Origin of the sequence: Pseudomonas fluorescens (assembly GCF_002837185.1) — a bacterium.
GTDB classification, from domain to species: domain Bacteria; phylum Pseudomonadota; class Gammaproteobacteria; order Pseudomonadales; family Pseudomonadaceae; genus Aquipseudomonas; species Aquipseudomonas fluorescens_AM.
In genome coordinates this window covers 43231-56392 of sequence record NZ_KZ478021.1, presented here as the reverse complement: position 1 = coordinate 56392, position 13162 = coordinate 43231, and the positions used below count along the sequence as shown (strand labels likewise).

Genomic DNA, 13162 nt, shown 5'->3' with positions numbered 1-13162 from the left:
ATGCTCGGTGTGCCCGAACGCAGGCTTGAATCCGTGGGCCGCCGCCACGCGCCATCCATGGCGCGGGGCGGCTAACCCGGCGTCCTGCCGGGTTGCCCACGGATTCAAGCCTGCGTTCGGCCAGCGTGGTTTAACGGGGCGCCTAAGATCAAGGTCAAGAGCGGCTCGCTTCGCATCGTGGAGTGGTGTGGGGGCAAGCTTAATGCCAGTCAGTTAAGCGTACGCTGCCCTCTGTAGGAGCGAGCTTGCTCGCGAAAAACGTCAACGATAACGCGTGCTTTCTGAATGGACGCGGTGCCTGTGAGTTTTTCGCGAGCAAGAGCTAGGCGCCCCCTCGCTCCTACAAAAAGCCTAGACTGATTGGCATTAGGACAAGCCCCTCCCACAGTGGTAAATGGGGTGTGTCAGCTGACCTTCAGCACCAATTTGCCAAAGTTCTCGCCGTTGAACAGCTTCATCAGCGTTTCCGGGAACGTCTCCAACCCCTCGACGATATCCTCCTTGCTCTTGAGCTTGCCCTGGGCCATCCAGCCGGCCATTTCCTGCCCGGCAGCGGCGAAGTTCGCCGCGTGATCCATCACCACAAAGCCTTCCATCCGTGCGCGGTTGACCAGCAGCGACAAATAGTTGGCCGGGCCTTTCACGGCTTCCTTGTTGTTGTACTGGCTGATGGCGCCGCAAATCACCACCCGAGCCTTCAGCGCCAGGCGACTGAGCACCGCGTCGAGAATCTCGCCGCCAACGTTATCGAAATACACATCCACGCCTTTGGGGCACTCGCGCTTGAGGGCGGCGGGCACGTCTTCGTGTTTGTAGTCGATGGCCGCATCGAAGCCCAATTCGTCCACCAGGAACTGGCACTTGTCGGCGCCCCCGGCGATGCCCACCACGCGGCAGCCCTTGAGTTTGGCGATCTGTCCGGCAATGCTGCCGACCGCGCCGGCGGCGCCGGAAATCACCACGGTCTCACCCGGCTTGGGTGCGCCGGTGTCCAGCAGCGCGAAGTAGGCGGTCATTCCGGTCATGCCCAGCGCGGACAGGTAGCGGGGCAGTGGCGCGAGTGTCGGATCGACTTTGTAGAAGCCGCGTGGCTCGCCGAGGAAGTAATCCTGCACGCCCAAGGCGCCGTTGACGTAGTCGCCGACCGCAAAGTCCGGATGGTTGGAGGCAATCACCTTGCCCACGCCCAAGGCGCGCATGACGTCGCCAAGGCCGACGGGCGCAATGTAGGACTTGCCCTCATTCATCCAGCCGCGCATGGCGGGGTCGAGGGACAGGTACTCGTTGCGCACGAGTACCTGCCCGTCCTGCGGTGTGCCGACCGGGACTTCCTGATAGGTGAAGGTGTCCCGCGTGGCCGCGCCGACCGGGCGTTTGGCAAGCAGGAACTGGCGGTTGGTCTGGGCAGTCATGGCGGCAACTCTTTAGAAATGAAGTATCAGTGATAGACAAGGAACGGCCCGCGAGCAAGGTTATCCGAGCCACGCGAATGCTTGCCGATAGACAGGGTTGATACTCGCCCTTATGGCCTTATCACCAGGACTCATGCAGCACCAACCGGCCTTCTGATAGTGCTGACGCAGCGCTCCCATCGTTGGCTAGACTCGCCCGACGGCTATTAATCCCACAGGACATTTCCCATGAGCATGACATTTTCCGGCCAGGTCGCCCTGGTGACCGGCGGCGCCGCTGGTATTGGTCGCGCCAGTGCGTTGGCGTTTGCCGCCGAAGGCTTGAAAGTGGTGGTGGCCGACCTCGATGTGGCGGGCGGCGAGGACACTGTGGCGCTGATTCAGCAAGCCGGTGGCCAAGCGTTGTTTGTGCGCTGCAACGTCACCCTGGAGGCGGATGTGCAGCAATTGATGGTGCAGACCCTGGCCGCCTACGGCCGCCTGGACTATGCCTTCAACAATGCCGGGATCGAGATCGAGAAGGGCAAGTTGGCCGACGGTACGCTGGATGAGTTCGATGCGATCATGGGGGTCAACGTCAAAGGTGTGTGGTTGTGCATGAAGCATCAACTGCCGCTGTTATTGGCCCAGGGTGGGGGAGCCATCGTCAACACGGCGTCGGTAGCGGGTTTGGGCGCGGCGCCGAAAATGAGCATCTATGCGGCGTCCAAGCATGCGGTGATCGGCCTGACGAAGTCGGCAGCCATTGAGTACGCGAAAAAGAAAATCCGCGTCAACGCCGTTTGCCCGGCGGTGATCGATACCGACATGTTCCGACGCGCCTACGAAGCTGACCCGCGCAAGGCCGAATTTGCGGCGGCGATGCACCCGGTCGGGCGCATTGGCAAGGTCGAGGAAATCGCCAGCGCTGTGCTGTATCTGTGCAGTGATGGCGCCGCCTTCACCACCGGCCAGGCCCTGGCGGTGGACGGCGGTGCCACGGCGATTTAAGACTTCACACTGCAACCTGATCGAAAAGGAATAGGATGCCGTGGGGCGTTTCCATAGCTGGCAAAAAGCCGTGATTGAATGTGTTTCATTAGGTAAAAAATCTAATAAAATCAATGATTTAATAAATATCAAGACCGGGTTTTTTTGAGCTTCTGTGCTTAACTGTTTGGGTTGAATAACAAACAGTTGAAGTGAGTGGCTCATGGATTTAGGGATTGATCGACAAGCCCCAGTACCGGTGGTGCAGCAAATCATCAGCGCAGTCGCGGGATGGATTCGCAACAATGGGGTGAGCCCCGGCACACGCTTACCGTCCGTCCGGCAATTGGCCCTCGACAACCTGCTGAGCCAGTCCAGCGTGATCGAGGCCTTCGAGCGGATGGTGGCCCAGGGCCTGTTAGCCTCGAAAAACGGCGCCGGGTTCGTGGTGGCACAACCCGTGGCCGTTCAGGAGAACCCGTGGCACGAAGGCGCCGAACTGGGGTGGGGCAGCTTTACCGACGGCCCTTTGGGCGAGCTTAAACTCGGCTGTGGCTGGCTACCGGACGCCTGGCGCGAGAGCGATGACATCAACTACGCAATCCGCGAAGTCAGCCGCACCGACACCGCAGGCCTGTTCAACTACAGTACGCCCCTGGGATTGCCGGCCCTGCGTGAACAATTGCTCAAGCGCCTGACCCAGATCCATGTGCCCAGCAGCCTGGAGTGCATCCTGACGACTCACGGCGCCAGCCATGCCCTGGACCTGCTTATACGCACCCTGCTCAAGGCGGGCGATACGGTGGTGGTCGAGACGCCGGGGTATGGCAACCTCTATCGGCAATTGGCCTTTCACGGCGTCACCTTGCTCGAAGTGCCGCGCACGCGCAGCGGCCCGGACATCGAGGTGCTGGAGGCACACCTGCAATGCCATCGCCCCAAATGCCTGTTCATCAACAGCCTCTATCACAACCCTACCGGCACCAGCCTGTGCCGCGCGGTGGCCGAGCGTTTGCTGGCGCTGGCCAGCAGCCGGGATTTCCTGATCATCGAGGAAGACGTCTACGGCGACCTGCAACATGCCAGTTGCACGCGGCTGTCGGCGTTGCCCCATGAAGACCGCGTCATCTATGTCTCCAGTTTTTCCAAGACGCTGAGCAGTGCCTTGCGCGTGGGCTACCTGAGCGCCGGTGCGGCGATCATCGCGCAACTGACGCATCTCAAGACCCTGACGGGCATTGGCACTTCGCGTTTTGCCGAAGCCATGGTGGCGACCTTGCTGGCCAACGGTACCTACCGCAAGTGGGTACAGCGCCTGCGCAAGCGTCTGAATACGCAAATGGCCGCGACCCTGCAGGTGCTGGAGGATGAAGAATGGCAAGTGTTTGCGGTCCCCGCCGGCGGCATGTTCCTGTGGGCGCGACCTGGCGCGCAGAACCCTTCGCGTGTGCAGGCGTGTGCCCGCAGGCTGGGAGTGTTGCTGGCGCCGGGAATGCTGTTCAACCCCAAGGGTGAATGCAGCGAGTGGCTGCGCATCAACGTGGCCTATGCGGCGGATCAGCGCGCATTGGCGCTGTTCCGTGCCCTGGGGCCTGCCAGATCGACCTCGACCATTCTGAAAACGACGGGCGTGTAGCTTTTTGCCATTATTGTGGCGCCGATGACTTGTGCTCAGTGCCCCGTGGTTGCCAATCTCGCTGCTGGTAACGCGGGTGTATGGCATCTGCCATTGCGAGAGGACTCAAGTGTAATGATTTCGGGCGCGCAACGACGTTTTGCCAACCTCGGTATGGCGAAAAAACTGGGCTTGGGGTTCACCCTGGTGCTGCTGCTGACGGCACTGGTCGCGGCCATTGGCGTAGGGTCCCTGCAAACCGTTGGTCAACGCTTCGAAGGCCTCAAGCGTATGTCTTCGCTCAACAGTGACCTGCTCAAGGTGCGCCTGATCGAACAGGATTATGCCTTGCACGCCGATCCCAAATCGGTGGATGCCCTGCATGAGCGTGTCGACGCACTGACTGCGCTGGCGGTCAGCCTCAAGGCCCAGTCCGCCGCCAACGTGCCGGTCATGACCGAGGTGGAGCAAGCCCTGGCCGCCTACCGCAAGGCGTTCGACGAGTTTGTCGAACTGACCCAGGCCAAGGACCTGGCCCTGGAAATGGCCAGTTGGTCGGTGTCCAGCGTGGCCAATAATCTCGATGTGTTGCAGGCCGGCCTGGCGGACGACGGCGCCTATGCCCTGAAGGAAAGCCAGGGCAAGGAAGGTGCCGAGTTTATCGAGCAGGCGGGGCAGGTGAGCCAGGTGGCGCGGTTGATGCTGCAGGCGATGAACGAAGCGCGGTTGCGCCTGGATCAGAGCCGCAAGGCCGATGCGGACGAGGCCGGGCAGGGCAGGATCGAACAGGCCGACCAGGCGCTGGCTCAGGCCGAGCAACTGAAAACCTCGGTCAAGGACCCCGGTTACCAGACCGTGCTGAATGAAGTGTCCGGGCATATCGCGTCGTTCAGCGAAAAGCTTGGCGAATACACCGGCCTGCTGGCACAGGAAAAAGTGGTTTACCAACAGTTGCATGATCGCGCCGATCAGGTGGTCAGCCGGGTCAACCAGGCCTATGACACCGAAGACCAGTCGATGCAGGCGCAATTGGCCAACAGCGCGCGGCTCATCATCGGTTCATCTGCCCTGGCGTTGCTGGTGGGGCTGATGGCGGCATGGGGGATTACCCGCTTGATCGTGGCGCCGCTGCGCAGGGTAATCGCCGTGGCGCAGCAGATTGCCTCCGGTGACCTGACTGGGCGCATGGAGGTCAGCCGCCGCGATGAAATCGGCCAGTTGATGCAGGCGATGCAGCAGATGGGCAACGGCCTGAGCCATATGGTCAGCGGGTTGCAGGCGGGTATCGAGCAACTGGCCAGTTCGGCGCATTCGTTGTCCAGCGTGACCGAGCAGACCAACATCGAGGTCAGCAGCCAGAAGGAGGAGACCGAGCAGGTGGCTACGGCAATGAACCAGATGACCGCCACGGTGCACGACGTGGCACGTAACGCCGAAGAGGCCGCGCAAGCGGCGCAGACGGCGGATGACAAGGTCGACAGTGGCCAGCAGGTGGTGCGCACGAGCTTGCAGCGCATCGAATTGCTGGCCACCTCCAGCAACAGTGCCAGTGCCAGTATCGAGAGCCTCAGCGCGGAGATCCAGAACATCGGCGCGGTGTTGAATGTGATCAAGAGCGTCGCTGAGCAAACCAACCTGCTTGCCCTGAACGCCGCGATTGAAGCGGCCCGCGCAGGCGAGCAAGGACGCGGCTTTGCGGTGGTCGCCGACGAGGTGCGGGCCCTGGCCAAGCGCACCCAGCAATCGACCGAGGAAATCGAACGTCTGGTCAGCAGCTTGCGCAGTGCGGCGCAGTCGTCGGTGCAGCAGATTCAGCACAGTGGCGAGCTGGTTAAACTGGCGGTCAGTGATGCGTTGGAAACCGAAAGCGCCTTGGGCAGCATTGCCGCGGCGGTGTCATTGATCCAGCAGATGAACCAGCAGATTGCCGCAGCAGCCGAAGAGCAAAGCTCGGTGGCCGAAGAGATCAACCGCAGCGTCACCAGCATCCGGGCGAGTGCCGATCAGTCGGCGTTGAGCATGCAAGGCAACGCCGCGTCGAGCATCCAGCTGGCGCAGTTGGGCGCGGAGCTCAGGGGCATGGTGGGGCACTTCCGCCTCTGATCGCAGCCGGTCGCTGCGATCAGAGGGGGAGGGGGTCAGGCGTTGTTGGCGAGGAATGTCAGCAGCGCTTCATTGACGAACTCCGGATTCTCCCGGCTGGAGATGTGCCCGGCGTCGGGGATCAAGGTCAGGGCGCAGCCGATCAGTTCGGCCATTTCCTCGGCTTCTGCGGGTGGGCGAGGCTTGTCCTGTTCGCCGCACATGACCAGGGTTGTATCGCAATCCAGGCGAGGAAGCTGATCGAGGATGTCTTCGCGGCTGAAGATCAAGCGGCCCAGGGGCACCACGCTGTCCAGCAGGCGTTCCCGGGAAAAGTCCTGCAGCGATTGGCGAAAGTCCTGATACAGCGCTGATTCGCGGTCGATTTGCGGGCGGAAGAAGATCGGCGCGATCACGTCCAGCAACGGTTCAGGAATGGCGCCGGCGTCTTCAATCATTTTGAACAGCGAGAAGTAGTACTCGCGCGTGGCGTGCGGCTCGGCGCCGAGGTAGGTGTCCATCAGCACGAGGCTGTTGATGCGCTCAGGTGCCAGCAAGGCGAGGCGGGCGCCCCACATGCCGCCGACCGACAGGCCCACCAGGTTGATCTGCGGGATGTCCAAGTGGACCAGCAGCGCCAGGTGCTGACGTGCCAGGTCGTCAAGGGAGCGGGTGGTTGCGGGCAGTGTGCCCGACTCGCCATGGCCCCATAGTTCAGGGACGATCACACGGTATTGCTGCGACAGCGCTTCGATCTGGGGTGCCCACATGTCGCGGTCCCACAGGTAGCTCGAACCTAACAAGACGACCGGGCCGGTGCCCTGGTCGATATAGTGCAGCGGTTGTCCATCAATCACGGCGACAGGCATAGCGGGCCTCTAACTTCACGGAGTGAGGGGCACTTTTTTACGCTAGTCGGGGGCGGGGGGATAGGTGCATTTTGATGGCACGTGGCGACGGAACGTCGCCACATAGCCAGAAGGCTATCAATCGTAGATGGCTTTCTTTTTCCACTCGGCATCGGCGTCGACGACTTTCAGGCCTTCGGTCAGTTCGTTGACTTCGTCTTCGGCTGGCTGGCTGTTGGTCAACACCGTGGAGTTGGCGCGCGCCAATTGCGACTCCAGCGTTTTCAGCTGTGCGCTGTACAGCACCGGTTCCGGCTGTTTGCGCAGGTACTGCACGCCGCGCTCGAACGCCAGGCGCGCCTGGCCCGGTTGACCTTGCTGCAGGGCATGCTGGCCGAGGTTGTTGAAAAACTCGATGTGCAGCAGCACCAGGATATGGCGGATTTCCTTGATCCAGTGCTTCGCTTCGTTGGCCGGCAGGAAGCCGTCCTGGGCCGCGCGGGTGACTTGGCCATGCAGCGCTTCGAGCAAAAAGCGCACATCCTTGGCCTTGGCTTCGGTCTGGATAGGCGCGGGCGGGTTGGCCACCGGAATCGATTCGCCCTGAGCGATCAGTGCGTTGAGCTCGGCGATCCGTGCCTTGAGCGCGGCGCTGGATTTGTTGAGGTTCAGCAGGCGTTGGTTGACGTTGAGTTCCAGGCGGGTCAGCAACAGCTTGAGCGCCGGGGTCATCAATTGGCCGGGAAAAGTCTCGGTGATTTCACCACAGCGACGCAGCCGATCATTGAGCTCGATCTCGGTACGCTGCTTTTCCAGCTTATTGTTTTCCACCACATGGTTCATGTAGCCAATGGCGATCAGTATTGCGATCCCGGCTATAACCAGCAGGGTGATCATGAGTGGTGTCACCGGTGTGACCTCTTCAAGGGGTTTGCTGTGGAGTGTAGTGACTGAGCTATCCGGCGGATAGGACTGTTCGACCAGTTGCCCAGGTAGTTTCTTCTATATAGGTAAGTGTCTCCGGCGTGACTGCATATTGCCATCAGCTGCCTGTGGCAACTATAGCGCCTTGTCGGGCGCCAGAATATAGGCGCCAGGGTTCGGGCAGCCAGAATGCCCGAGCAGGCTGGTAAACCAGGGCGAAGTCATTGATTTAAATAAATTTATCCTTGGGGGTTGACGACCTTTGAATCCATCCATAGAATGCGCGCCACTTACAGCGTAAAGCACGCAGCGAAACGCGGTAGGGAGTGAATGTTGTACGTGTGTCCCCTTCGTCTAGTGGCCTAGGACACCGCCCTTTCACGGCGGTAACAGGGGTTCGAGTCCCCTAGGGGACGCCATATGCGGGAATAGCTCAGTTGGTAGAGCACGACCTTGCCAAGGTCGGGGTCGCGAGTTCGAGTCTCGTTTCCCGCTCCAATTTACAAGCAGTGTAGCCTTCGGGCGGCATTGAGTGAAACCAGGACCCCATCTTCGGATGAGGCCTCTGGGCACTGAAATACACACCATGTGTTTCAGTAGCGTGTCCCCTTCGTCTAGTGGCCTAGGACACCGCCCTTTCACGGCGGTAACAGGGGTTCGAGTCCCCTAGGGGACGCCATTTGCGGGAATAGCTCAGTTGGTAGAGCACGACCTTGCCAAGGTCGGGGTCGCGAGTTCGAGTCTCGTTTCCCGCTCCAATTCAAAGAAAAAGCCACTCAATCGAGTGGCTTTTTTTTGTCTGTGATTTATATAACAGCGCTGATCGTGCTAAAGAGCATTCACCGCTTGAGCCAGCCGCAACGTAGCCTGACGGATTTCTTCCTGATTGAGCGACGCAAAGCCCAACCGTAGCGCATTCTCCGGCTGGCCCGTCGGCGAGAATTGCCGGCCGCTGCGCACCACCAGTCCGTGGTCAAGGGCAGTTTTTACCATCCGCTCAACGTCGATTTCATCCTCGAAACGCACCCACAGCGCCAGGCCGCCCTCGGGCTCGCGCACCTGGATACGCTCGCCCAGCGACTCGTGCAGGCAGGTTTGCAACGTCTCTCGACGCCCTCGATATTCTTTCGACACGCGGCGCAGGTGCTTTTTCAGTTCACCCTCATTGATCAGGTCCGCCAGCATTTTCTGAGCGACGGCGTCGGCATCCCCCAGCATCAGCGCCGCATTGCGGTGCAGGGCTTCGACCACCTCAGTGGGGGCCACTAAATAGCTGCAACGAAACGTCGAGCCCAACGCTTTGGAGAGCGAGCCGATATAGATCACATGGCGCTGGGAACGGTCACTGGCAAGCGGCAGGTAGGGGCGACCGTTAAAGTGGAATTCGTGGTCGTAGTCTTCCTCGATGATGCAGAAGTCGTACAGCGCTGCGAGGGTCAGCAGTTGTTGTCGCCGCGCGGCGTGCAGGCTGACGGTGGTCGGGAACTGATGATGCGGCGTGAGGTAGATCATGCGCACTTTATGCTGCTGGCATAAGCGGTCGATCTGGTCCGTACGGCAACCTTCTTCGTCGATGTCCACCGTGACCAGTTGCGCGCCCAACTGACGAAAAATTTCCCACGCCGGTGGGTAACTCAAGCGCTCCACCAGTACCACATCGCCCGGTTTGATCAGCAGGCTGGCACTCAGGTACAGCGACATCTGGGTGCCCTGGGTCAGGCAGATATTGTCGGCGTTGACGGCCAGCCCGCGATTGCTGCGCAGCATCTCGGCGAGGGCGCAGCGCAAGTGATAGCCGGTGCCTTCGCTGCCGTAGCGTACGGTGTTGGAGGCAAAGCTGTTGCGCAGGGCGTTGCGGTAGTAACGATGCAGCACCGCTTGCGGCAGCAGGCGGTGATCGCTGGTGCCGTTGTCGAAAAACAGCGCGTCATGCCGATGCTGCAGCGCAGTGACCTGGGCGTTATGGGTGAAATACGGCACAACCGGCTGCGCCAGAATGGGCGGCGCGAAGGACTGCAGGGCATGGCCGGGCAGTTGCTTGGGCGTCAGTTGGGCATTGACGAAAGTGCCGCGACGCGGCTCGCTGATCAGCCAGCCTTTGGTCAAGGCTTCTTCGTAGGCGAGGATGACCGTCTTGCGGTTGACGTCGAGCAACTGCGCCATTTGCCGCGTCCCTGGCAGCAACGTGCCGGGCGGCAGGCGCCCTTCGACGATCGCGGTCACCAGGCCCTCGGCTATCTTGCGGTAGGAAGCGTGTGGCGGGTCTGCGTCGAGCTTGAGTAGAGGACGCCATTTACGCATCTGGACCATCTGAAGTATCCGAAACTGGAGGTTCTAATGGGCCTAGTCTAGCGTAACAATCAGGCTTCACTCACTCTCGGGTCCTCAGCCTATGCGGTATGTCATCGAACTGTCCCCTTCGGGCAAAACCTTTGAGGCCGGCGACGAGCTGTTGCTTGACGCCATGCTCGCCAGCGACCTGGCCGTGCCGTTCTCCTGCCGCCGTGGTGCATGCGGCTCGTGCAAGGTGGTGGTCGCCGAAGGCGAATATCGAGCCAGACGCCTGGCCCCGGACGCGCCTGCACCTTGTTACCCCCTGGCCGCCAACGAAATGTTGCTGTGCCAGAGTCATGCCTGCACCGATATGCGTCTGGAAATCCCCGGTTGGTCGCTGGACACCCCCGCGCTGGTGTTTGACGCGCGCGTACTCAGCAAGCAGGCAATCGGCCCCGATGTTATCGAGTTGGTGTTGTTGCCGGACGCACCTGTAGCGGTGCGGGCAGGGCAGTACCTCAAGTTCCGCCTGGAACACGGGGATATGCGCAGTTTCTCGATTGCCAACCTGCCTGCCGAGGACGGTGGACGCCTGGTTTTCCAGATTCGTCGGGTAAGCGGCGGGTACTTTTCCGAAGGCATTCTGGATGGCCTGGCCCCGGGAGACCGCCTGCAACTGGAAGGTCCGTTTGGTGCCTGTACCTGGCAGGACGATGACGCCGCCGCCGTGGTCCTGTTCGCCACGGGCACCGGCTATGCCGGCATCAAGCCGATCCTGCTGACCGCGCTCAAACGTAATCGCGAGGTGACGTTGTATTGGGGCGGCGCGCACTCGGCGGACTTCTACGACAGCGCCTTCCTGGATCAAGCAGCGCTCGAACACCCACGGTTTCGCTGGCATCCCGTGCGCTCATCCGAGGGCAGGGTGCAGGAAGTTGCATTGAGTCATGGTCATCCCTGGGAGGTGGCCCAGGTCTATGCCTGCGGGAACGGCGCCATGCTCAGCCAGGTGCGAACCCAGTGCCTGGAGGCGGGTTTGCCGGGGCATCGGTTCGTCGCGGAGGCGTTTGTCGCCAGTGGTCGGTCAAGCGCTGAGACGGTACTGCCGGCGTTCGACCCGATCTGGGAAAAAGTCGGCCCGCGTTATTCCCTGGACGGCATGCTGGCGGCGCGAGAGAAATCCATACGCGCCCTGGCAGCCATCGCCAGCCGCTTGAAAGTCGGCATGACCACCGGTCAGGCGTTGGAAATGGCCGCCGGGCAACTGCAGACCATGGGCGCTTCGCACACCTGGCATCCCACCTATATCCGTTTCGGCGCCGACACGGTACGCCCACCCCGCGAAGGTATCGACCGCCAACGCAGGCTGCGCCCCAGCGATATCGTGGTGGTGGACCTTGGCCCGGTGTGGGACGGCTACGAAGGCGACTACGGCGACACGTTTGTCTTCGGCGACTCGCCCCTGCACCTGGCCTGTACCACCGCACTGCACCAGGTGTTCGATGAAACCCGCCAGGCCTGGCTGCGCGGTCTGACCGGACGCGAACTCTACGACTTCGCCGAACAGAGCGCCGTGGCCAAGGGCTGGCGGCTGGCACGCAATCTGGCGGGGCATCGCCTGGCGGATTTTCCCCATGCGTTGTTCGAGAGCAAACAGTTGGCCGAGCTGGAAATCCCACCGAGTGAAATGGCCTGGGTGCTGGAGATCCAGCTGTGCCATCCCACTGAGCCGGTCGGTGGGTTCTTCGAGGACATGCTGATGTTGCCCACCTCGGTCACTGCACGCCAGGATGCGGAGCGGGGTAATGGGCATTGATGTCCAAGGCCTGAGCGTAGGGCCCGTCCCACAATTGCTCATGCAATTGCCCTACGCGCCTGGCCATCGCCTCACTGCGCATCACCACCTCCAGATTGCGCGAATTATCCAGGTAGCCGCCCAACCAGTTGCTGGTGCCGACCCACGCCACTTGCCCGTCGATCTCCATCGTCTTGCTGTGGATCACCCGTGCATAGGGAATGAATCCTTGCTTGGCTTGGGGCAGCGTGACGATCTTGATCTGTACGTTGGGCAGCACCGCCAGGCTCTTGAGGTAGGGCAGTTCCAGCGGATCGGTGTTCCAATTGGACACCATCAGCTTGATCGACACACCACGCGCAGCGGCGGCGCGCACCGCATTGTCGATTACCGCGTAGTACGGGCGGGTCCGATCAGGGCCGTAGGACAGCGGCGCATAGTCAAGCAATTGCACGCGCACCTCGTGCTTCGCTTCGCCCAGCAGGCGCGGCAGTTCCCGCTGTGAATCCCCCACGCCCGGCGGGTTGTAGCGTTGCGGGCTGGCCACCAGATAGTTGCCGGTACGCGCAGGCTCCTGATCGGCGGTCGGCAGTGGCACCGGTTGTTTTTCGCTGAGGGCCTGTTGGGCCTGCCAGTCCTGGTCGAAGATCGCCTGGACCTGCCCGACCACGCGTGCATCGCTGATACGCAGCCCGGTTTCGTGGATATGTTCCAGGGAGCGCCAGTCGAAATTCTGGCTGCCGATAAACGCCTGGCTGGTGTCCACCACCATGTATTTGGCGTGGATGATCCCGCCGCTCAACTGCCCGAAGGGCAGCACGCGCAAGGTCAGGTTGGGAATGGCGCGCAAGCGCTCCAGGGTGGCCGCATCCGATAACTTGATACCTTTTTCTTCGAGCAGGAAGCGGATCTTTACCCCGCGTTTACCGGCGGCTTCCAGGTGTTCGATGACCGTGTCCATCACCGAGCCGGGATGATCGGCCGCGTAGAACTGGCCGATATCGATGCGGTTTTTTGCGCCGTCGAACAGCTCTATCCACACCGGTCCCGGCTGGCGCAGATCGGCAGTGCCCAATGGGGTGTCCACGGGCACGGTGTGTACCAGTTCAAACCCTGCAATTGAAAAGTCCGCCATGGCCAGCGGACTGAGGAGCCAGCAGGCGAGGCCTGCGACACGCAACTTCATCGAAAGGGACATAAGCGTCTCATCGCGCAAAAAGAACAGGCGGGCCATGACGCGCCC

General features: G+C 61.3%; 9 protein-coding genes, 4 tRNA genes and 1 pseudogene. 9 read left to right on the top strand and 5 right to left on the bottom strand.

The window, feature by feature from the left end; all coding sequences use genetic code 11:
- Nucleotides 1-404: 404 nt before the first annotated feature.
- Entirely contained in the window at nt 405-1412 is a 1008-nt protein-coding gene (locus CIB54_RS23855; RefSeq protein WP_101221137.1) for an NADP-dependent oxidoreductase, read from the bottom strand.
- A 228-nt stretch (nt 1413-1640) separates the two neighbouring features.
- On the opposite strand from CIB54_RS23855, the gene CIB54_RS23850 reads away from it, so the two are divergent.
- From CIB54_RS23850 to CIB54_RS28075, 4 genes and pseudogenes are all read left to right on the top strand, one after another.
- Nucleotides 1641-2402, top strand: coding sequence for an SDR family oxidoreductase (locus tag CIB54_RS23850; RefSeq protein ID WP_101221136.1), 762 nt, complete (start codon nt 1641-1643; stop codon nt 2400-2402).
- A gap of 202 nt (nt 2403-2604) precedes the next feature.
- Complete coding sequence (locus CIB54_RS23845) at nt 2605-4017, top strand: aminotransferase-like domain-containing protein (protein ID WP_101221135.1); 1413 nt, start codon at nt 2605-2607, stop codon at nt 4015-4017.
- 24 nt (nt 4018-4041) lie between these two features.
- Nucleotides 4042-5238, top strand: a pseudogene (locus tag CIB54_RS28080) (HAMP domain-containing protein); the annotation flags it as partial.
- Complete coding sequence (locus tag CIB54_RS28075; RefSeq protein WP_420094172.1) at nt 5218-6099, top strand: methyl-accepting chemotaxis protein; 882 nt, start codon at nt 5218-5220, stop codon at nt 6097-6099. The pseudogene CIB54_RS28080 and the gene CIB54_RS28075, both read left to right, overlap by 21 nt.
- 35 nt (nt 6100-6134) lie before the next feature.
- Here the strand turns inward: CIB54_RS28075 and CIB54_RS23835 are convergent, their stop codons facing one another.
- Nucleotides 6135-6947: an alpha/beta fold hydrolase gene (locus CIB54_RS23835; RefSeq protein ID WP_101221133.1), complete on the bottom strand. Its 813-nt coding sequence runs from the start codon at nt 6945-6947 to the stop codon at nt 6135-6137.
- 117 nt (nt 6948-7064) lie between these two features.
- A complete protein-coding gene (locus CIB54_RS23830; protein WP_065949101.1) occupies nt 7065-7823 on the bottom strand; it encodes a hypothetical protein in 759 nt (252 codons plus the stop codon).
- Nucleotides 7824-8193: 370 nt separating this feature from the next.
- Here CIB54_RS23830 and CIB54_RS23825 point away from each other — a divergent pair.
- The 4 genes from CIB54_RS23825 (at nt 8194) to CIB54_RS23810 (ending at nt 8608) form a co-directional block, all read left to right on the top strand.
- Nucleotides 8194-8269, top strand: a tRNA-Glu gene (locus CIB54_RS23825).
- A 3-nt stretch (nt 8270-8272) separates the two neighbouring features.
- A tRNA-Gly gene (locus CIB54_RS23820) sits at nt 8273-8348 on the top strand.
- Between the two features lie 105 nt (nt 8349-8453).
- Nucleotides 8454-8529 (top strand) — tRNA-Glu (locus tag CIB54_RS23815).
- Nucleotides 8530-8532: 3 nt separating this feature from the next.
- Nucleotides 8533-8608, top strand: a tRNA-Gly gene (locus tag CIB54_RS23810).
- A gap of 70 nt (nt 8609-8678) precedes the next feature.
- Here the strand turns inward: CIB54_RS23810 and CIB54_RS23805 are convergent.
- On the bottom strand, nt 8679-10160 hold the full coding sequence (locus CIB54_RS23805) for a MocR-like pyridoxine biosynthesis transcription factor PdxR (protein WP_101221132.1): 1482 nt from the start codon (nt 10158-10160) through the stop codon (nt 8679-8681).
- Nucleotides 10161-10242: 82 nt separating this feature from the next.
- Here CIB54_RS23805 and CIB54_RS23800 point away from each other — a divergent pair, with 82 nt between their 5' ends.
- Nucleotides 10243-11940 carry a M24 family metallopeptidase gene (locus tag CIB54_RS23800; RefSeq protein WP_101221131.1) on the top strand — a complete coding sequence of 566 codons (1698 nt, stop codon included), beginning with the start codon at nt 10243-10245 and terminating at the stop codon, nt 11938-11940.
- Here the strand turns inward: CIB54_RS23800 and CIB54_RS23795 are convergent.
- Nucleotides 11900-13117, bottom strand: a complete 1218-nt coding sequence (locus CIB54_RS23795; protein WP_101221139.1) for a phospholipase D-like domain-containing protein — start codon at nt 13115-13117, stop codon at nt 11900-11902. The two genes, CIB54_RS23800 and CIB54_RS23795, sit on opposite strands and share 41 nt — an antisense overlap.
- Nucleotides 13118-13162 lie beyond the last annotated feature (45 nt).

Bases quoted from the DNA above. Each gene is read 5' to 3' on its own strand.
- CIB54_RS23795 (WP_101221139.1), bottom strand. From the start codon at position 13,117: ATGTCCCTTTCGATGAAGTTGCGTGTCGCAGGCCTCGCCTGCTGGCTC.
- CIB54_RS23845 (WP_101221135.1), top strand. From the start codon at position 2,605: ATGGATTTAGGGATTGATCGACAAGCCCCAGTACCGGTGGTGCAGCAA.
- CIB54_RS28075 (WP_420094172.1), top strand. From the start codon at position 5,218: ATGCAGGCGATGCAGCAGATGGGCAACGGCCTGAGCCATATGGTCAGC.
- CIB54_RS23830 (WP_065949101.1), bottom strand. From the start codon at position 7,823: ATGATCACCCTGCTGGTTATAGCCGGGATCGCAATACTGATCGCCATT.
- CIB54_RS23835 (WP_101221133.1), bottom strand. From the start codon at position 6,947: ATGCCTGTCGCCGTGATTGATGGACAACCGCTGCACTATATCGACCAG.
- CIB54_RS23855 (WP_101221137.1), bottom strand. From the start codon at position 1,412: ATGACTGCCCAGACCAACCGCCAGTTCCTGCTTGCCAAACGCCCGGTC.
- CIB54_RS23805 (WP_101221132.1), bottom strand. From the start codon at position 10,160: ATGGTCCAGATGCGTAAATGGCGTCCTCTACTCAAGCTCGACGCAGAC.
- CIB54_RS23850 (WP_101221136.1), top strand. From the start codon at position 1,641: ATGAGCATGACATTTTCCGGCCAGGTCGCCCTGGTGACCGGCGGCGCC.
- CIB54_RS23800 (WP_101221131.1), top strand. From the start codon at position 10,243: ATGCGGTATGTCATCGAACTGTCCCCTTCGGGCAAAACCTTTGAGGCC.